Genomic DNA, 18,623 nt, shown 5'->3' with positions numbered 1-18,623 from the left:
TCAGACGTCGAGGGGCACCGACGGCAGCACGGCGAGCGGGGCGTGCGCCTCGTGATGCAGCCGCTCCATGCGCGCGTCGAGCTCGCTCGCGGCGTCGGCCGCCGCGGTGAGGTCGTCGACGAGGTGCGCGGGCACCTGACCCTGGAACTTGTAATGGATCTTGTGCTCCAGGCTCGCCCAGAAGTCCATCGCGATCGTGCGGAACTGCACCTCGACCGGCACCATGAGCGGCCCGGAGGACAGGAACACGGGGACCTCGAGGATCGCGTGCAGGCTGCGGTACCCGTTCGGCTTCGGCGCGGCGATGTAGTCCTTCACGATGCGCACGGTGACGTCGTCCTGCGCGGTGAGCAGATCGAACAGCCGGTAGACGTCGGCCACGAAGCTGCAGGTGACCCGCACACCCGCGATGTCGGTGATGTGCTGACGGATGGAGGCGAAATCGGGCTCGATCCCGCGCCGCGCGATCTTCTCCACGATGCTGTCGGGCGACTTCACCCGGCTCTTCACGTGCTCGATCGGGTTGTAGGAGTGGTGGTGGGTGAACTCGTCCCTCAGGATCGAGATCTTCGTCTCGATCTCGCGCATCCCGAACTCGTATTCGTGGAGGAAGCGCTGGAACTCGTCGCGCAGCTCCCGGGCCTCGGAGAGGGTCTGGTTCAGCGCGTCGTCATCGAGAGGGACCGTGCTCATGCCTGCGACGCTACGCAAAAGGCGTTCGGATCTCCTGTGCGTTCGTTCTGAGCGGATCCGAGCACCGGCATCGACGGCGATGACGCCGACGTCAGGGCTTCGCGGTCGTCCTTGTTCATGTCTGCTTCGCGCACCTCGGCCGTGACCCCACCGCAGCGAAAGAACGCGGCGGCCCGGGTGACCCATCCGTGCAGCGCTTCTCGATCGCGAAGGGATCACCCGGTGAGCACCGCATCCGTTGACGATTGATAGACCACTGGTTTAGACTACTGGTCTAATAGCGTCCGATGGAGAGGATGCGTCATGAGGATCTTGATCGTGGGCGCAGGGATCGCCGGCCCGACACTGGCCTTCTGGCTGAACAGATCGGGGCACGACGTGACCATCGTGGAGCACGCTCCGGTGTTGCGCCGCGGCGGCTACCTGATCGACTTCTGGGGCGCCGGCTTCGACGTCGCTGAACGGATGGGGATCGTGCCCGAGCTGCGCGCCCACGGCTATCTCTTCACCGAGGCGAGGGCGATCAACCGGAACGGCCGCGAGATCGCGTCATTCAGCCCCTCGGCGGTGATCGAGTCGGCCGAACGGTACGTGAGCATCCCTCGTACCGCACTCGCCTCGGTGATCTACGGCTCCCTCGGCAACGCAGTGCAGCTGGTGCTGGGCGATACGGTGCGAGACCTCGCCGATGATGGCGAGCAGGTTCGGGTCACGTTCGAGAGCGGGAGCAGACAAGACTTCGATCTCGTCATCGGAGCGGACGGCTTGCACTCGCGTGTGCGCAGGCTCGCCTTCGGACCCGACGTGCGCTACGAGAAATACCTCGGTTTGGTGATCGCCGCGTTCGAGGTCGATCAGTATCCCGCGCGCGACGAACTGGTCGCGATGCTGTACGCCGAGGTCGGATTCCAGGCGGTCCGGCTCTCCTTTCGCGACGACACCACCCTGCTGCTGATCAGCATGCGACACGACGGCGCGGTACCGACCGAGCGCTCCGAACAGGAAGCACTGCTGCGGCAAGAACTGAGCGGCGCGGGGTGGGAGGTACCCGAGATGCTCAGCGCCATGTCGCACGCAACCAGCTTCTACTTCGACGCAGCGAGCCAGATCCGGATGCCGTCGTGGTCGACCGGACGCGTTGCGTTGGTGGGCGATGCCGGCGCATGCCCCTCTTTCCTGGCAGGTCAGGGTTCGGCACTCGCGGTGGTGGAGGCGTACACGCTCGCGGCGGAACTCGCGAGAACCACCGACCACCGCGCGGCGTTCGCCCGGTACGAGCAGTTGCTGGTTCCTCTCGTGCGCTCCAAGCAGGATGCCGCTCAGGGCCTGGGACTGGCCTTCGCCCCGAAGAACACGTTCCAGCTTCTCGTCAGGAACTCGGTACTGAAGATGATGGGGCTCCCCAAGGTCGCCGACATCGCGATGGGCCGGAGCTTCCACGATCGCGTCGAACTCCCGCCGTTCCCCGATCGGGATCCGGCACACTGAGAGCATGGTCCGGCCCCGCTTCGCAAAACTGTCCGCCGCTCAGCAACAGTCGATCGTGCAGGCCGCTATGGACGAATTCGCGACGTACGGATTCCACGACGCCTCCCTCAACCGGGTGATCGAGGCCGCCGGGATCTCCAAGGGATCGATGTACTACTACTTCGACGGCAAGGAGGACTTGTACGGATACGTCACCCAGTTGGGGTTAGCGGGACTCGTCGAGAAGGTCGGGCCGCTGCCGGATCTCGGCGCGGGGGATGCCGACGCCTTCTGGACCGCCGTGAGCGACTACTACCTCCGGCTGATGAGAGCGCTGGTCGCATCCCCGCACCTGGCGTCCCTGTTGCGTGGCTGGGCCGCTGCCGCGCGAAGCCCCGCATCGCAGAAGGCACAGGAGGAGCTGGAGCAGTTGTCCCTCCCCTGGATCTCGCACGCCCTCACCACCGGGCAGCGGGTGGGCGCGGTGCGCGATGACGTGCCTCCCGCCTTGCTGGTCGCCGTCACGATGGGCATGGGCGAGGCGATGGACATCTGGCTCATGTCCCATCCGGTCGATGATGAGTCGCTTCCCGGCCTGATCACGTCGCTGATGAGCATGATCAAGGGCGCCGTGGGCCCCTTGCCCGGCAAAGAGTGATCGAACAGTGATGCAACAACCGCCCCGTCAAATTGCGTCCGCCCCGTTGCAGGCGTAATTTAGCCGCTCGTGGCAAATGACAGCCGTGAGAGCGCCGACGCCCCGCAGGTAGCCAAACGCATCCTGCTCGGCGAGCCGCTCAGCACCGAGCAGGCGAACGAGCAGCTCCTCCCGAAGCGGATGGCGCTGCCGATCTTCGCATCCGACGCCCTCTCCTCCGTGGCCTACGGCCCCCAGGAGATGCTGATGACCCTGGGACTCGGCGGTCTGGCGTTCCTCGCCTTCGCCCCGTGGGTCGCCGCGGCCGTGGTGCTGCTGCTGATCGTGATCGTGCTGAGCTACCGCAAGCTCATCCAGGCGTACCCCTCCGGCGGAGGCGACTACGAGGTCGCGTCCAAGAACCTCGGGGAGATCCCCGGCGTCGTCGTGGCCGCAGCTCTCCTCGTCGACTACATCCTCACGGTGTCGGTGTCGATCGCGTCGGGCGTGGACAACATCATCTCCGCGGTGCCGCAGCTGAACCCGTTCCGCGTCGAGCTCGCGGTGGGCTTCGTGATCCTCATCGTGATCGTGAACCTGCGCGGCGTGCGCGAGGCGTCGACGTTCTTCGCCGTGCCGACGTACATCTTCATCGGGTCCGTGGGCGTCATGATCGTCACCGGGCTCGTGCGCACGTTCCTCGGCGACGCGCCGATCGCCGAGAGCTCGCAGTACGCGATGCACGGCGACCAGCTCGCGAACGCCGCAGTGATCCTCCTCGTGCTGCGGGCGTTCTCCAGCGGCTGTTCCGCCTTGACCGGCGTCGAGGCCGTCTCGAACGGCGTGCAGGCCTTCCGGATCCCGAAGATCGGAAACGCGCAGACGACGCTGGCCATGATGGGCGGCATCGCGATCCTGCTGTTCTCCGGCCTCACCGCGCTCGGGCTCATCACGGGCGTGCACTACGCGGAGGACCCGTGCCGCGACCTCGTGGGATTCAACTGCGCGCTGCCCCAGCAGTCGCTCATGGCGCAGGTCGCCTCGGCCGTCTTCGGCAACGGATCACTGCCGTTCTTCATCATCCAGGCCGCGACCGCCTGTGTGCTGCTGCTCGCCGCGAACACCGCCTTCAACGGCTTCCCGCTGCTCGGCGCCGTGCTCGCCCGCGACGGATACGCCCCCAAGGCGCTGAACACCCGCGGCGACCGCCTCGTGTTCTCGAACGGCATGATCCTGCTCGGCATCGCCGCGATCGGCGTGCTTGTGGTGTTCCAGGCGAATCTGACGAGCCTGATCCAGCTCTACATCATCGGCGTGTTCGTGTCGTTCTCGCTCGGCCAGGTCGGCATGGTGCGGCACTGGAAGGATCTGCTGCGCAGCACGAAGTCGATGAGCGTGAAGGAGGCCCTGCCGGTGCGACGCACCGCCTACACGGGTCTCGTGATCAACTCGCTCGGCGCCACGCTCACCATCGCGGTGCTCGTGATCGTCACGATCACGAAGTTCACGCACGGCGCCTGGATGGTCTTCCTCGCGATCCCGATCCTCGCGATCCTGATGATGGGCGTGAAGCGCTACTACCGCGACGTCGAGCACGAGATCGCGATCGACGACACGACGCACTTCGGATCCGAGGGCGACGTGGCCATCATCCTCGTCAACCGGCTGCAGAAGCCGGTCATCAAGGCGATCGACTACGCGATCGCCGCGAAGCACCAGAAGACGATCGCGCTGCACGTCGCAGCCAACCCCGAGGACGGCGTGCAGCTGCAGAAGGACTGGCAGCAGCACCGGATCCCTATCCCGCTCGTGATCGTGGAGTCGCCGTTCCGCCACTACGCGGCCCCCGTCGAGGCCTACATCAACAAGTACCGCGCCAAGCACGGCCCCGCGGTGGTGACCGTGTACCTGCCGCAGTACATCGTGGGGCACTGGTGGGAGTCGATCCTGCACAACCGGCGTGCGCGTCGCGTGGCGAGCCAGCTGATGCTCGTGCACGGCGTCACGATCACTCTGGTGCCCTGGCTGCTCGACTCCTCGGAGCTCATCTACGGCCGCCGCTCCCGGCCCGTGCCCGGCCAGCAGCGCTCCGGTCGCCCCGTCCCGCTCTACGGCGACGACGATGCCAAGCCGGCCCGTCGCGTGCAGCGTCCGGCGGGCCCGCCCGAGCTGGGCTGACCCCGCTTCGTTCCTCTGCCTCACCTCTGCCAGCCTGCGGGGCACGTGGCCCCGGCCGCTCGCGCCGGGCACGTGGCCTCGCGCCGGGCACGCCGGGTACGTCGGAAAACGGAGAGGGTCGGGGATGTGCGCGGCGCGCCGTCCCGGGATGCAGGGGCGACACGTCGCGCCCCTCTCCGTTCTCCGACCGTGGGGGAGCTACTTGCCGGTGTCGTCCGCGGTCTCGCCGTCGGCGCCGTTGTCCTGCTGCGCGCCGGTCGCTGCGTCGTCCGCGGTCTCGCCGTCGGCGCCGTTGTCCTGTTGCGCGCCGGTCGCCGCGTCGTCCGCGGTCTCGCCGTCCGCACCGTTGTCCTGGGTGCTCTGCACGCCCTGATGCACCGGCGCTGCGGCGAGCGCGGGCACAGTGGCCGCAGCCACGCCGCCGGCGACCAGCGCCAGACCCAGGCCTGCGGCGGTGAGGAGCTTCGTCTGCTTCTTCATGGGGATTCCTTTCCGCGCGGCCCGAGGGGGCCGACGCAGGAACACGGTACGAGCGGCCGCGTGACGAGAGCGTGACAGAGCGGGATCCGTTCCGGCTCAGCGTGCGACGGGCAGGGCGATCGTCGCCGTCGTTCCGGTGCCGGGCACGCTGTGCAACGTGACCTTCCCGCCATGCCCTTCGATGATCCTCTGCACGATCGAGAGTCCGATGCCATTGCCGGCGCTCTGCCGCGAGCTGGCAGCTCGCCAGAAGCGATCGAAGGCGTGCACCGCATCCGAGGCGGAGAGTCCGGGGCCGCGATCGGCGACGACGAATCGCGTCACCGTACTCCCCTGCTCGACCCGCAGCCGGATCTCGGAACCGGGCTCGGCATATCGTGCCGAGTTCTCCAGAAGGTTCGCAATGGCGCGCGCCACGAGATCCGCGTTCCCCGTGATCGTCGCCGTGCCGCCCGAGGTGTCGAACCGGATCCGCTCGCGTATCTCCGCAGGCATCGCCTGGATGGCGCGCCGGGCCGCATCGTCCGGCGAGAATCGTGCCGATTCGCCCGCGGCCGTGAGGTCACCGCTGCGAGTGAGGAGCAGGAGCGCGTCGGTCAGGGAGCCGAGATCGGCGAGGGCGGTGAGCGCTGCGCGCGACGCCGTCCGATACTCCTCCGGCGTGCGCTCGCGCAGCAAAGCCAGCTCGAGTTCGCCCTGAGCGACGGCGATGGGGGTGCGCAGTTCATGAGCGGCGTCGTCGACGAAGCGCTGCTGGCTCTCCATGCTGACCCGCACCGGATTCAGACTCCGCCGCGCCAGGACGTAGCTGACGAACGGCGTGATGAGGGTGAGCAAGGCGAACCCTATGCCGAGCCCGGCATGGAGCGTGGCCAGCGTCGCGTTCACGCTCTGCTCACTGTCCGCGGGGAGCTCCAGATCGAACGCGTACGTGACATAGCGATCGACGGCGACCGCGAACAGGGCGATCGACGCCAGGATGACGAGGGTCATGAGGATCGTCAGGCGCAGCACGGCGCGGCGCAGGATCACGTGGCGCTCTCCGTGAGGACGTAGCCCGTGCCACGGACGTTGACGATCGGATCGGCCGCTCCCGGCTGACGGAGCTTGCCGCGCAGGTGCCGGATCGTGGACGCGACCACGTTGCTGTACCCCTCGTAGTTCGCATCCCAGGCATGATCGATGAACTCGCTCGGGGTCAGCACGCGTCCGGGGCTCCGCATCAGCAGCTCCAGCACCGCGAACTCCCGGGCCGTCAGCGAGATGTCCCGGCCTGCACGCCGCACCGCGCGTCGAGTCGGATCCAGTTCGAGCGCGCCGACGACGAGGACCGGCGGCACCACCACCGGCGAACGGCGCAGCAGTGCGCGCGTCCTCGCGAGCAGTTCCGGGAGGTGGAACGGCTTGACCAGGTAGTCATCGGCCCCCACGTCGAGCCCCCTGACCCGGTGTCGCGGCGCGTCGAGCGCCGTCAGCAGCAGGATCGGAACCTGCCCGCCGGCCGCACGGATCCGGCGGCAGATCTCGATGCCGTCCAGCTCGCCCGGCAGCATGATGTCCAGGATCAGCAGATCGGCGCCGTCCGTCTCGAAGGCGAACAGCGCCGACTCGCCGTCCGCGTGCGCGTCCACGGCGTATCCGCTCTCGCGCAGGGCGCGCTCGAGCACGGAACGCAGACGGGCATCATCCTCGGCCACCAGAACTCGCATGAGCACAGTATGCGCGGCGGATGCGGCGTCGTGCGCCATCCGCGACCGCCCCTCGGGATCCTTGGCGGGTCCTTGGTGACGGCTGCCTAGCGTCGAAGCATGACGACGAGCACCGCGCACACCGAGGCCTGGCCGGGGGCGACCCGCGGACGCCTGCTGAACAAGGTCCCCGAAGTCACGATCTGGTTCTGGATCATCAAGATCCTGTGCACCACGGTCGGCGAGAGCTTCGCGGACTGGATCAACCTCACGCTCGGCGTCGGCCTGAGCAACACCGCGTGGATCTTCACGGGCGTACTCGTGGTAGTCCTCGCGGTGCAGCTAAGCCTCAAGCGCTATTCGCCGTTCCCGTACTGGCTGACGGTCGTGGTCATCTCGATCACGGGCACCCTGTACACCGACATCCTGACCGACCAGCTCGGCGTGCCCCTGTGGGTCTCCTCGGCCGTTTTCTCGGTGCTGCTGGCGGTCGTGTTCGGGATCTGGTGGGCGCGTGAGCGCACGCTGTCGATCCACGCGATCGACACCCGTCCACGGGAGGGCTTCTACTGGCTCACCGTGCTCGTGACGTTCGCCCTCGGCACCGCCACGGGGGACTGGACGCTGGAGCTGACCGGCTGGAGCCCGGGCGTCGCCGTGCTGCTCCCGCTCGGGCTGATCCTCGCGATCACCGCGCTGTGGCGCGGCGGTGCGAACCCGGTGCTGTCGTTCTGGCTGGCCTACATCCTCACCCGGCCGCTCGGCGCCAACATCGGCGACTTCCTCGGATCCCCGACCCAGCCCGCGAACCCGGGCGATCCCGTCGGCCTGGGTCTGGGCACCTTCGCGACGAGCATGATCTTCCTCGGCCTGATCCTCGCCACGGTGATCTATCTCGCGGTCACCCGGCGCGACGTCGTGGAGACCTACGACGCCACGCACGCCTCCCGGGTGATCACGAGTCCGGCCCGCGAGCGTGCCGGCCTGATCGGGTTCGTCGTCCTCGGCGTCGTGACGGCGGCGATCCTCACCGTCGCCTCCCTCGTCCCGCACCAGACCGCCGCGGCCGCCGACGACGGGGCCTCGAACGGCCCGGTCGCCGCCCTCACTCCGCAGCAGGTCACCGCGCACCTGCCGAAGGACGCCGTCGCGAAGTACGTGACCCTCGCGCAGACCGCCGTGCAGCAGGACAAGGCCGGCGACACCGCCGGATCCCACGCGACCGTGCAGAAGATGCGCGACGCGTGGGACGCCGACCAGAGCACGCTTCAGGCGGCGGACTCCACGGCATGGACGTTCCTGGACCACGAGATGGATGCCGTGCTGCGGGCGTACGCGATCGATCACCCCGGCGTGAAGGCGGCGGCACCCGCGGCACAGGAGGCCGAACTCGCCGTGCTGCTGAAGGATCTCGGCGCCTGAGCCGGAGGACGACGCAATGCATCTTCTCGCCTCCTCCGTCCTGGCACCGGCAGGACTCCTCCCCGATGCCACCTCGATGCTGCACGCCTTCGGCCCGTGGGTGCTCGCGGGCATCGCATTGCTGATCTTCATCGAGTCCGGCGTGCTGTTCCCGTTCCTGCCCGGCGACTCCCTGCTCGTCACGGCGGCGATCCTGGCCGGCCCCCTCGGGATCCAGCCGTGGCAGGTGCTCCTGGTCGGCATCCCGGCGGCCGTGCTCGGCGACCAGGTCGGTTACGTCCTGGGCAAGCGCTACGGTCGGCGGCTGTTCCGCGACGACGCGCGCGTGCTGCGAACCAGCCGCCTGGTGGAGACGGAGCGCTTCTTCGAGCGTTACGGCCCGCTGTCCCTCGTGCTCGGCCGGTTCGTCCCGATCGTGCGGACGTACGTGCCGCTCGTCGCCGGAACCGCGCGCCTGCCGTACCGCCGGTTCCTGCCCTGGAACGCGATCGGCGCGGTGGCATGGGTGTGCGGGATGACGGCGATCGGCCTGCTGCTCGGCGGGATCCCCGGCGTCGTCGACAACATCGACCTGCTCATGATCGCGATCGTCGTCGTCTCGGTCGTGCCGGTCGCGATCGGCGGGGTGCGCGGGATGCTCCGCGCCCGCCGACAGAGGGAGGACGCGGCCCAGGTCTCGCGTCAGGACCGCGTGCAGACGGCGGCCGACCCGGATCAGGCCGGCGTCCCCAGCCGGTAGCCGGATCCGCGGACCGTCTGGATGAGGTCCCGATCGGTCTTGCGGCGGAGGTAGTGCACGTAGGTCTCCACGGTGGTCAGGCTCTCGCCCCGGGCGAACACCGCCTCGAGCAGGTACTCGCGGGAGAAGGTGCGCTCGGGCTCGGAGGCGAGCACCGCCAGGAACGCCGATTCGGCCTCGGTGAGCAGGATCCGGCCGGCATACGGCGAATCGATGCTGTGGTCGTCGGGATGGAAGGTCCAGCTGCCGATCGCCGTCCCCGCGACCGGTGCGGCGTAGTCGCGCGTGAGGGCGCGCAGTCGGGCGCTCAGCTCCTCGAACTCGAACGGCTTCACCAGGTAGTCGTTGGCGCCGGCATCGAGTCCCTCGACCCGGTCGCACAGCTCGCCGAGGGCGGTGAGCATGAGGATGGGCGCGCTGACCCTGCGCCGGCGCAGCTCGCGCACCAGCTCCTCGCCGCTCATGCCGGGCAGGCGCCGGTCCACGACGATCGCATCGAAGCCGCGCGCCAGCACGGCATCGAGCCCTTCCTCCGCCGAATCGCACAGCTGCACCGACCACCCGGCCGAGAGCACGTCGCGCATGATCGGGCCGAGGCGGGGATCGTCCTCGACGATCAGCAGCCGGCCGCTCATCGATCCGCCTCCGGCGCGGCCGGCTGCGACGACTCCGGGCCGGGCCCGGCGGCGAACGGCACGACGAGCTCGAACACTGTGCCCCCAGGCCCGGTCCGCGCCACGCGCACCGCGCCGCCGTGGCGCTCCGCGAGCTCGGCGACGAGCGCGAGTCCGATGCCGAACCGGGTGCGCGGCCCGCTCATGCCCCCGGCCGTCCCGGTAGACATGCTTCTGGCCACGGGAGATCCGTGCGCGAAGCGGTCGAACACCCGAGCCGGATCGATCCCGGTGATCCCGGATCCGCTGTCGGCCACCGCGATGCGGGCGACGGCGCGCTCCGCGACGGCCGCCACGGACACGGTGCTGTCGGCCGGCGCATGGTCCACGGCGTTGTCGATCAGCGCCACCAGGCATCGGCGCAGGTCGGCGGCGGGGAGTGCGACCTCACGGGACAGGGGCGTCGTGGCTATCCGCACCCGGCGGCCTTCTGCGAGCAGCGCCATGTCCGCGGCGGCGGCGTCCATGACCTCGGCGAGCGCGCAGCTGCCGCGCTGAGGCTCCGACCCCGTCGCTGCGGCCAGCATGTCGTCGACGATCCCGGACATGATCCCGGCGTCTTCGCGCAGCGCGCCGAGGACCTCGCGACGCGGGTCGCCCACAGGGGTGAGCAGCGCGAGCTGCTGCACACGCGCGTTGAGCACGGCCAGAGGCGTGCGCAGCTCATGACTCGCGTCGGCGACGAAGCGCTGTTGGATCCGTGCCGCCTCCTCGAGGGGGCGCACCGCCCGCCGGGCGATGAGCCACGCGGCGGCGCCGGCGCAGACGATCGCGCCGAGCCCGACCACGACCCCGCCGAGAACGAGATCCGCCGGGTCCAGGAAGATCCGCACGGAGCCCGGTTCGGGCGGTCCATTCACCTCGGCCGGCCTGGTCTGCCAGAACATGTACGCGAGGGCGAGCCCCGCGCCCAGCAGCACCAGCCCGGCGCACACCGCGGCGACCTGCCAGCCGATCGCCCTGCTCGAGCGCCGAAACTCCGCCTGCGTCTCCACCGTCCCATCTTCGCCCCCGGGGCTGTCCTCGCGCTGCAGGCGGGGAGGGAGGACCCACCACCACACGGTTTCGGGGAGCGATGTTCGCTCGATTCTGACCCCCAGGCCGACAGACATCGCTCCCCGAAAGCGGGGATCCGATCGCGCGGGCGTGTGGGACCCGCATGGGTTCCCGGCGCGCGGCGTGAGCAAACCGTGAGGAAGCCCCGTCTGCGGCGAGGGAGCCGGTTCGATCGGATCCGTGCTCGACGTCGTCTACGTCGCGGGAACGCTCGCGCTCTTCGCCCTGGTCGCGCTGATCGCGAAGGGGGTGGAGAAGCTGTGATCGTCATAGAGATCGTGGCCGCCGCCCTCGCGATCGCCGCGATCGGCTACCTCGTGGTCGCCCTCGTCGCCCCGGAGAAGTTCTGATGGGCGCGGCGGGCATCTGGCTCGGCGTGCTCCAGGCCGCCACCCTCATCGCCGTTCTCGTGCTGTTGTACCGCCCTCTCGGCGACTACATGGCCCGTGTCTACACCGGCTCCCGGAACCTGCGCGTGGAGCGCGGCGTCTACCGTCTGATCGGCGTGGACGCGTCCTCCGAGCAGACCTGGCGGGCCTACGCCCGCAGCGTGCTCGCCTTCTCCGTGGTCGGACTGCTGCTCTACCTGCTGCAGCGGGTGCAGCAGGTGCTCCCGCTGTCGCTCGGCCTGCCCGCGGTGCCCGAGGGGCCCGCGTTCAACACGGCCGCGTCGTTCGTCGCCAACACCAACTGGCAGTCGTACTCGCCCGAGCAGACCATGGGCCACCTCGTGCAGCTCGCGGGCCTCGCCGTGCAGAACTTCACCTCGGCCGCGGTCGGCATCGCGATCGCGATCGCCCTCGTGCGCGGCTTCGCCCGCCGCGGCAGCGCCACGATCGGCAACTTCTGGGTCGACCTCATCCGCGGCCTGATCCGTCTGCTGCTGCCCCTCGCGGTGCTCTCGGCGCTCGCGCTCATCGCGGGAGGGGTGGTGCAGAACCTGTCCGGCTTCACCGAGGTGCACACGCTCGCCGGCACCGCGCAGGCGATCCCCGGCGGACCCATCGCCTCGCAGGAGGCGATCAAACTCCTCGGCACCAACGGCGGCGGCTTCTACAACGCCAACTCCGCGCACCCGTTCGAGAACCCCGCGCCGTGGACGAACCTGCTCGAGATCGTCCTCATCCTCGCCATTCCCTTCGCCCTGCCGCGCACGTTCGGCCGCATGGTCGGCGACCACCGTCAGGGCTACGCGATCGCCGCCGTCATGGGCACGATCTTCCTCGTCTCGCTCGTCGCCCTCAGCGCTCTCGAACTCGGCGGCGGAGGCGCGGCGACGCAGCTCGCCGGCGCCGCCATGGAGGGCAAGGAGCAGCGGTTCGGGATCCTCGGATCCGCCCTCTTCGGCACCGCCTCGACGCTCACGTCCACGGGCGCGGTCAACGCGATGCACGACTCGTTCACCCCGCTCGGAGGCATGATGCCGATGATCAACATGATGCTCGGCGAGGTCGCCCCCGGCGGCGTCGGATCCGGCCTGTACGGGATGCTCATCCTCTCGCCGTGATCGCCGTGTTCGTCGGCGGGCTCCTCGTCGGCCGCACACCGGAGTACCTGGGCAAGCGCCTCGGCCCGCGCGAGATCAAGCTCGCCAGCCTCTACATCCTGGTGACCCCGACGCTCGTGCTCGCCGGCACCGCCCTGAGCTTCGCGATCCCCGGGATCCGCAGCGACGTCGAGAAGACCTCGATCCTCAACCCGGGCCCGCACGGACTCAGCGAGGTGCTCTACGCCTTCACCTCGGCGGCGAACAACAACGGATCCGCCTTCGCCGGGCTCACCGCGGACACACCGTGGCTCAACACGGCGCTCGGCGTCGCGATGCTGCTCGGGCGCTTCGTCCCGATCGTGTTCGTGCTGGCCCTGGCCGGATCCCTCGCCCAGCAGCAGCACGTCCCCGAGACCGCGGGAACCCTGCCCACCCACCGCCCGCAGTTCGTCGGGCTGCTCATCGCGGTGTCCGTCGTGGTCACCGCCCTCACCTACTTCCCCGTGCTCACGCTCGGGCCGCTCGCAGAAGGACTCGTCCGATGACCGCCACGAACGCCGCAGCTCCGTCCCCTCACACCGCCGCTCCGGTCCCTGAGCGGGGGCCCCGTGGCCCCGAGGCTCCGAGCAGCGCGAAGCGCTGGTTGGAGAGGGCCATGGGGATCGAAGGGACCTCCGCCCAGCACGACCCTTCGACAGGCTCAGGGCCCTCGTCTCCGAAGCGCCCGCAGCGCGCGTTCGGCTGGAGCCAGCTCGTGCAGGCGCTGCCGGGAGCGCTGCGCCGGCTGAACCCGGCGACGCTGCTGCGCAACCCGGTGATCCTGCTCGTGTGGGCGGGCGCCGCGCTGACCACGGTGCTCGCGATCGCCGAGCCGTTCCTCGGCTCGGGCGCCGCGGCCTCCGGCGGCACGCCCGTCCCGAACGGTTTCACCTGGTCGATCGCGGTCTGGCTCTGGCTCACGGTGCTCTTCGCGAACCTCGCCGAGTCGGTCGCGGAGGGGCGCGGCAAGGCGCAGGCCGCGACGCTGCGCAAGACCCGCACCAGCACGCTGGCCCGCCGCGTGGTCCACTACGAGGCCGCCACGGATCCGTCCGCGGAACAGGCCGCCACAGAGGAGGTCGCGTCGAGCGACCTGCGCCGCGACGACATCGTCATCGTCGCGGCCGGCGAGCCGATCCCCGGCGACGGCGACATCATCGCGGGCATCGCGACCGTCGACGAGTCCGCGATCACCGGCGAGAGCGCCCCCGTCGTGCGGGAGTCGGGCGGTGACCGCAGCGCCGTCACCGGCGGCACCCGGGTGCTGTCGGACCGGATCGTGGTGCGCATCACCTCGAAGCCGGGCGAGACGTTCGTCGACCGCATGATCGCCCTCGTCGAGGGCGCGGACCGGCAGCGCACCCCCACGCCACCGACGCGACGACCGGTGCCGCGGGGGCCGCGGCACCCTGGACGGGCTCGGCGGGGCGGGCGACAGCCGTCGGGACGACCAGGGCTTCCGGCGCCGGGCGCGCGGTGGTCGAGGTGCCGGCACTCACCTGCAGGCGGCGCAGGACGCGGCGCAGGATCCCGTCGCGGCGCACGATCTGATCGGCGTGCTCGGCCATCATCCGCGCGCGCTCCGCGCGGATCGCCGCCTGCTCGATCTCGAGGGTCGTGATGCGGTAGCTCATCGAGGGATGCATGGTCATGATCTCTCCTTCTCCGGTACTCATACACTCGTCGCTAAGGCACCCCGCCCCCATCGGGCAGATGCCCTATCTTCCGCAGCCCGCGCATCAGATCCCGCACCCGACCCACCTCAGATCCGCACGGATCCGGCCTCAGATCGGCACAGGTCCGGCCTCAGATCGGCACAGGTCCGGCCTCAGATGCGGATCCGGCCGCCCGCCGAGCACGCCGCCCCCGGCGCCGCACAGGGGGCCGGACTACCGTGGAGGCATGCGTCCGCTCGCCGCCCTCCGCGCCAGCCGGCGCGCACCCCTGCTCCAGGTGGCGAAGTCGGCGGCGGCCACGATCGCGGCCTGGCTCATCGCCGGCTGGCTCGTGCCGGGGCACCTGCCCGTGTTCGCCGCGATCGCGGCCCTGCTCGTGGTGCAGCCCAGCGTCAACCAGTCCTTCGCCAAGGCCCTCGAGCGCAGCATCGGCGTCATCGCGGGCGTCGTGATCGCGGTGCTCCTGAGCCTCGCACTCGGCGGACTCAGCTGGGTCGTGCTGCTCGCCGTCGTGGTCGCGATGGTCGTGGCGTGGTCGTTCAAGGCCACCCCGGGCACCGCGAACCAGGTCGCCATCTCCGCGATGCTCGTGCTGGCGCTGGGCTCCGCGAGCCCGGACTACGCCGTCGACCGGATCCTGGAGACGCTCATCGGCGCGGCGATCGGCTTCGTGGTGAACGTGCTCGTGGTGCCGCCGGTGCTCGTCGAACCGGCCCGGCGCGACCTCGCGCTGCTCGGCGGAGAGCTGGCGGCGACCCTCGACCGGCTCGGCGACGCAGTGCTCGGCGAGCAGCGACCCGAGCGCCGGCAGGAGCTCATGCTGGAGGCGCGCCTGCTGCGCCCCATGCGGGACTCCGCCGACGCCGCGCTCAGCGCCGCGGAGGAATCGCTCACGCTGAACCCCCGGGGATCCCGCCACCGCGCGGAGCTCGCCGCGATGCGGGCGCTGCTGGAGCGTCTCAGCCCGATCGTGACCCAGGTGATCGGGATGACCCGCGCCTACGTCGACCAGTACGACGAGACGCTGTCGGCCGAACCCGCCGTGCCGGCGATCGCCGACCAGCTGCACCGCGCGGGCCACGACGTGCGCCTCGCCGTCCAGCTCGCCGAGGTCGTGCCGGAGCCCGAGGCGCTCACCTCGGCGATCCCCGCGCTCACCTCGCCGCTCGACATCCGCCCGCCCTCCTCCCGGAACTGGGTGCTGATCGGATCCCTCACGGAGGATCTGCGCCGGATCCGCGCGGGCCTGCGCGACGAGTCGTGAGGATCCGGGCGTCCTTCGTCTCGCTGCGCTCGCTCAGGAACCGGCAGGCAGGCCGGCCCCTGAGCGAGACGGATCCGGTCAGGATCCGATGAACTCCTCCACGGGTCCGAAGTCGGGCTCCTCGTGGACCTCGACGGCCGATCCGAGCGCGTCGGTGTCGAGTACGCGGATCTCGTTGCGTCCGGGGCGCCACAGCGGCGCCGGGGCGTACAGCGTCACCTGCGGACCGACCGCGCGGCGCCGACCCAGCAGGAAGCCGTTCAGCCAGACCAGCCCGTTGGCACCGCCGGGGAACGCGAGCCACGCGTCGGCCGGATCGGCGACGTCGAGCACGGCCACGGCGAGCCCGTCCGTCGCGGTGCCGGAGGCGGCCCCGGAGACCGGGTCGGCCGGGGCGTCCTGCGGAAGGACGCGGTGGATCCACCCGTGCGCGAAGCGGCGTGGCTGTGTCAGTGCTGGGGGGCCCCGTCGTGTCAGAGTTGAGCGGCCCCACTCGCGACTCGCCCGGGTGAATGTGTCGCAGATATCTGGCCCCACCTGATCGTGGTCTCGTCGCTGTTCGTGACGACGGAAGGGGCCCCGGATGGAGTCGGTCAGGGTGGAACTGTTCGCGCAAATTCGACGGGACGCGAGAGTCGAGGGGCTCTCGATCCGCGAACTCGCGCGCAGACACAGCGTGCACCGGAGAACGGTGCGGCAGGCGCTGGAGTCTGCAGACCCACCCAGGAGGAAGCCTCGGCAACAGGCGGCGCCGAAGCTGGACGCGGTGCGCGAGTTGATCGACGGGATGCTGCGGCAGGACATCGACGCCCCCCGCAAGCAGCGGCAGACCGCGACCCGGATCTGGCACCGGCTCCTTGACGAGCACGGTGCCGATGTCGGCTACCCCACGGTGCGGGACTATGTGCGGTGGCGGCGCCCGGAGATCCTCGGCACCGGTGGGGCTTCGATGGCGATGGTGCCGCAGGAACACGCCCCCGGCGCGGAAGCCGAGGTCGACTTCGGTGAGCTGTGGGTGATCCTGGGCGGGGTGAAGACGAAGTGCTACATGTTCGCCTACCGGCTCTCCCACTCCGGACGGGCCGTGCACCGCGTGTATCCGACGCAGGCGTTAGAAGCGTTCCTGGAAGGCCATATCGACGCGTTCGAGGAGCTCGGCGGCGTCCCGACGCTGCAGATCAAATACGACAACCTGTCACCCGCGGTCACGCAGGTCCTGTCCGGGCGGGCGCGGGTGGAGACCACCCGGTGGGCGTTGTTCCGCTCGCATTACGGTTTCGACGCGTTCTACTGCGAACCCGGCATCAACGGTGCTCATGAGAAGGGCGGCATCGAGGGCGAAGTCGGCCGGTTCCGACGCACCTGGCTCTCACCCATGCCCGTCGTCGACTCGCTCGCGGACCTCAACGAGCGAATCCGGGACTGGGACCTGCGGGACGAGAACCGGCGAATCGGGCAGAAGATCAGCACCGTCGCCCACGACTACCAGGCCGACCAGGAGTGCCTGGCCACACTCCCGCGGGACCGGTTCGATCCCGGACTCGAGCTCTACCCACGCGTCGACCGCTCCGCCCTGGTCGCGGTGAGGCAGGCGAAGTACTCCGTCCCGGTCCGGTTCATCGGCCGCAAACTCCGCGTCTCGCTGCGCGCGTCAGAGCTCGTCGTCTTCGACGGCCGCACTGTCGTAGCGAGGCATGAGCGGGTGATCGACCGGTATGGGCAGGCCGTTCTCCTGGACCACTATCTCGAGGTGCTTCAGCACAAGCCCGGCGCGCTGGGCGGGTCGACCGCCCTCGCTCACGCCCGCAACACCGGCGTCTTCACCGGCCTGCATGAGGCGTTCTGGGCCGAGTCGCGGAAGGTCAACGGCGACGCCGCTGGCACCAGGGAGCTCATTGACGTGCTCCTCCTGCACCGCAGCATGCCCGACGAGGCGGTGCTCGCGGGCCTTCGCGCCGCGCTGACCGTGGGGGCGGTGACCGCCGACGTCGTCGCCGTCGAAGCACGCCTCGCTGCAGCCGGGACAGAGCAGAATGACATCCCGTTCGTCGAGGTGGAGGCGATGCCGAAAGTGGTCTCCCTCACGCAACGTCGGCTCACCGACCCGGCCGCGGTGATCGCGGGCCTCCCGCCAGACACCCGGCCCGTCCCGTCGGTTGCGGGCTACGACGCCCTGTTGACCAAGAGGGCGGCGAAGCAGGCAACCACCGCATCCATCAGTGAAGGAGCAACCGGCGCATGAGCCCGACGATCACGAACGTCTCGAACACGCTCCGCCCTCGTCGCGGGCTGACCGAGGAAGCCGCCGCAGCCGCGGTCGATGCCGCGTGCCGGCGGCTGCGGTTGCCGACCATCCGGGCCGTGATGGAGGAGGCCACGCAGACCGCGAAACGGGAGCAGCTGTCCTATCTCGGCTACCTTGCCGAACTGCTTCTCGCGGAGGTCGACGACCGCGACCGTCGCTCCATCACCCGGCGCGTCCAGAACGCCGGGTTCCCCAGGCAGAAATGGTTGGCCGATTTCGACTACGACGCGAACCCGAACATCAACCCCGCGACCATCCACACCCTCGCCCAGGGCGACTGGATCAGACGCGGGGAACCCCTCTGCCTGATCGGCGACTCCGGCACAGGGAAGTCGCATCTGCTCATCGGCCTTGGCACTGCCGCCGCGGAGAAGGGCTACCGGGTGAAATACACACTCGCCACCCGGCTCGTCAACGAGCTCGTCGAAGCAGCCGACGAGATGCAACTGAACCGCACCATCGCCCGCTACGGGCGCGTCGACCTACTCCTCATCGACGAACTCGGCTATATGGAACTCGACCGCCGCGGCGCCGAACTCCTCTTCCAGGTCCTCACCGAGCGCGAGGAGAAGGCCTCCGTCGCGATCGCGACCAACGAGGCCTTCAGCGGATGGACGAAGACGTTCACTGACCCCCGTCTGTGCGCGGCGATCGTCGACCGGCTCACCTTCCACGGCACCATCATCGAGACCGGTACCGATTCGTACCGCCTCAACCACACCCGACGCGAGGCCGCGGGATAGAACAGGCGGGCGGTTCGCCGTTACGTCGCCATCGCCACCGGACTCGAATCGCCATCCGGTCGGATAGGTGAGC

16 protein-coding genes and 2 pseudogenes are annotated in these 18,623 nt (G+C 69.7%); 11 read left to right on the top strand and 7 right to left on the bottom strand.

The window, feature by feature from the left end:
* Positions 1-693, bottom strand: a complete 693-nt coding sequence (locus ACYQ1L_RS01385) for a GTP pyrophosphokinase (protein WP_460002435.1) — start codon at positions 691-693, stop codon at positions 1-3.
* 303 nt (positions 694-996) lie between these two features.
* Between ACYQ1L_RS01385 and ACYQ1L_RS01380 the strand changes: the two genes are divergently transcribed.
* The 3 genes from ACYQ1L_RS01380 (at position 997) to ACYQ1L_RS01370 (ending at position 4,975) form a co-directional block, all read left to right on the top strand.
* Positions 997-2,181, top strand: coding sequence for an FAD-binding domain (locus ACYQ1L_RS01380; RefSeq protein WP_460002434.1), 1,185 nt, complete (start codon positions 997-999; stop codon positions 2,179-2,181).
* Between the two features lie 4 nt (positions 2,182-2,185).
* Positions 2,186-2,818, top strand: coding sequence for a TetR/AcrR family transcriptional regulator (locus ACYQ1L_RS01375; protein WP_460002433.1), 633 nt, complete (start codon positions 2,186-2,188; stop codon positions 2,816-2,818).
* Between the two features lie 69 nt (positions 2,819-2,887).
* A complete protein-coding gene (locus ACYQ1L_RS01370; RefSeq protein WP_460002432.1) occupies positions 2,888-4,975 on the top strand; it encodes an APC family permease in 2,088 nt (695 codons plus the stop codon).
* A 198-nt stretch (positions 4,976-5,173) separates the two neighbouring features.
* Here ACYQ1L_RS01370 and ACYQ1L_RS01365 read toward each other — a convergent pair whose 3' ends face one another.
* The 3 genes from ACYQ1L_RS01365 to ACYQ1L_RS01355 all read right to left on the bottom strand — a co-directional run bounded on the left by ACYQ1L_RS01365 (position 5,174) and on the right by ACYQ1L_RS01355 (position 7,164).
* A complete protein-coding gene (locus ACYQ1L_RS01365; protein ID WP_460002431.1) occupies positions 5,174-5,455 on the bottom strand; it encodes a hypothetical protein in 282 nt (93 codons plus the stop codon).
* A gap of 96 nt (positions 5,456-5,551) precedes the next feature.
* The gene (locus ACYQ1L_RS01360; protein WP_460002430.1) at positions 5,552-6,487 is read right to left on the bottom strand and encodes a sensor histidine kinase; all 936 of its coding nucleotides are present in this window, start codon (positions 6,485-6,487) and stop codon (positions 5,552-5,554) included.
* A complete protein-coding gene (locus tag ACYQ1L_RS01355) occupies positions 6,484-7,164 on the bottom strand; it encodes a response regulator transcription factor (RefSeq protein WP_460002429.1) in 681 nt (226 codons plus the stop codon). The genes ACYQ1L_RS01360 and ACYQ1L_RS01355 overlap by 4 nt, the downstream gene beginning before the upstream one ends.
* 99 nt (positions 7,165-7,263) lie before the next feature.
* Between ACYQ1L_RS01355 and ACYQ1L_RS01350 the strand changes: the two genes are divergently transcribed.
* Both ACYQ1L_RS01350 and ACYQ1L_RS01345 read left to right on the top strand, forming a co-directional pair.
* The gene (locus ACYQ1L_RS01350) at positions 7,264-8,565 is read left to right on the top strand and encodes a COG4705 family protein (protein WP_460002428.1); all 1,302 of its coding nucleotides are present in this window, start codon (positions 7,264-7,266) and stop codon (positions 8,563-8,565) included.
* A gap of 16 nt (positions 8,566-8,581) precedes the next feature.
* Positions 8,582-9,304, top strand: a complete 723-nt coding sequence (locus ACYQ1L_RS01345; RefSeq protein ID WP_460002426.1) for a DedA family protein — start codon at positions 8,582-8,584, stop codon at positions 9,302-9,304.
* On the opposite strand, the gene ACYQ1L_RS01340 is transcribed toward ACYQ1L_RS01345, so the two are convergent.
* Positions 9,280-9,939, bottom strand: a complete 660-nt coding sequence (locus ACYQ1L_RS01340; RefSeq protein WP_460002425.1) for a response regulator transcription factor — start codon at positions 9,937-9,939, stop codon at positions 9,280-9,282. The two genes, ACYQ1L_RS01345 and ACYQ1L_RS01340, sit on opposite strands and share 25 nt — an antisense overlap.
* Positions 9,936-10,973, bottom strand: coding sequence for a sensor histidine kinase (locus ACYQ1L_RS01335; RefSeq protein ID WP_460002423.1), 1,038 nt, complete (start codon positions 10,971-10,973; stop codon positions 9,936-9,938). Before ACYQ1L_RS01335 ends, ACYQ1L_RS01340 begins: the two co-directional genes overlap by 4 nt.
* 321 nt (positions 10,974-11,294) lie before the next feature.
* On the opposite strand from ACYQ1L_RS01335, the gene ACYQ1L_RS01330 reads away from it, so the two are divergent.
* The 4 genes and pseudogenes from ACYQ1L_RS01330 (at position 11,295) to ACYQ1L_RS01315 (ending at position 15,502) form a co-directional block, all read left to right on the top strand.
* Positions 11,295-11,384 carry a potassium-transporting ATPase subunit F gene (locus ACYQ1L_RS01330; protein ID WP_233311593.1) on the top strand — a complete coding sequence of 30 codons (90 nt, stop codon included), beginning with the start codon at positions 11,295-11,297 and terminating at the stop codon, positions 11,382-11,384.
* Positions 11,384-13,068 (top strand): annotated as a pseudogene (gene kdpA, locus ACYQ1L_RS01325) (potassium-transporting ATPase subunit KdpA). Before ACYQ1L_RS01330 ends, kdpA begins: the two are co-directional and overlap by 1 nt.
* Positions 13,069-13,178: 110 nt before the next feature.
* Positions 13,179-13,928: pseudogene (locus tag ACYQ1L_RS01320) on the top strand (P-type ATPase actuator domain-containing protein); the annotation flags it as partial.
* A 536-nt stretch (positions 13,929-14,464) separates the two neighbouring features.
* On the top strand, positions 14,465-15,502 hold the full coding sequence (locus tag ACYQ1L_RS01315) for an FUSC family protein (protein ID WP_460002422.1): 1,038 nt from the start codon (positions 14,465-14,467) through the stop codon (positions 15,500-15,502).
* A 78-nt stretch (positions 15,503-15,580) separates the two neighbouring features.
* Here ACYQ1L_RS01315 and ACYQ1L_RS01310 read toward each other — a convergent pair whose 3' ends face one another.
* Complete coding sequence (locus ACYQ1L_RS01310; protein WP_460002421.1) at positions 15,581-15,841, bottom strand: hypothetical protein; 261 nt, start codon at positions 15,839-15,841, stop codon at positions 15,581-15,583.
* A 244-nt stretch (positions 15,842-16,085) separates the two neighbouring features.
* Here ACYQ1L_RS01310 and istA point away from each other — a divergent pair, with 244 nt between their 5' ends.
* Both istA and istB read left to right on the top strand, forming a co-directional pair.
* Positions 16,086-17,744, top strand: coding sequence for an IS21 family transposase (istA, locus tag ACYQ1L_RS01305; protein WP_460002419.1), 1,659 nt, complete (start codon positions 16,086-16,088; stop codon positions 17,742-17,744).
* Entirely contained in the window at positions 17,741-18,550 is an 810-nt protein-coding gene (gene istB / locus ACYQ1L_RS01300; protein WP_460002418.1) for an IS21-like element helper ATPase IstB, read from the top strand. The genes istA and istB overlap by 4 nt, the downstream gene beginning before the upstream one ends.
* Positions 18,551-18,623 lie beyond the last annotated feature (73 nt).

The organism is Microbacterium xylanilyticum, assembly GCF_054654695.1.
The sequence above is the reverse complement of the archived record's forward strand: the minus strand, read 5'-3'. Positions and strand labels throughout refer to the sequence as shown.

Bases quoted from the DNA above. Each gene is read 5' to 3' on its own strand.
- ACYQ1L_RS01350 (WP_460002428.1), top strand. From the start codon at position 7,264: ATGACGACGAGCACCGCGCACACCGAGGCCTGGCCGGGGGCGACCCGC.
- ACYQ1L_RS01365 (WP_460002431.1), bottom strand. From the start codon at position 5,455: ATGAAGAAGCAGACGAAGCTCCTCACCGCCGCAGGCCTGGGTCTGGCG.
- ACYQ1L_RS01385 (WP_460002435.1), bottom strand. From the start codon at position 693: ATGAGCACGGTCCCTCTCGATGACGACGCGCTGAACCAGACCCTCTCC.
- ACYQ1L_RS01340 (WP_460002425.1), bottom strand. From the start codon at position 9,939: ATGAGCGGCCGGCTGCTGATCGTCGAGGACGATCCCCGCCTCGGCCCG.
- ACYQ1L_RS01315 (WP_460002422.1), top strand. From the start codon at position 14,465: ATGCGTCCGCTCGCCGCCCTCCGCGCCAGCCGGCGCGCACCCCTGCTC.
- ACYQ1L_RS01380 (WP_460002434.1), top strand. From the start codon at position 997: ATGAGGATCTTGATCGTGGGCGCAGGGATCGCCGGCCCGACACTGGCC.
- ACYQ1L_RS01355 (WP_460002429.1), bottom strand. From the start codon at position 7,164: ATGCGAGTTCTGGTGGCCGAGGATGATGCCCGTCTGCGTTCCGTGCTC.
- ACYQ1L_RS01375 (WP_460002433.1), top strand. From the start codon at position 2,186: ATGGTCCGGCCCCGCTTCGCAAAACTGTCCGCCGCTCAGCAACAGTCG.
- ACYQ1L_RS01345 (WP_460002426.1), top strand. From the start codon at position 8,582: ATGCATCTTCTCGCCTCCTCCGTCCTGGCACCGGCAGGACTCCTCCCC.
- istB (WP_460002418.1), top strand. From the start codon at position 17,741: ATGAGCCCGACGATCACGAACGTCTCGAACACGCTCCGCCCTCGTCGC.
- istA (WP_460002419.1), top strand. From the start codon at position 16,086: ATGGAGTCGGTCAGGGTGGAACTGTTCGCGCAAATTCGACGGGACGCG.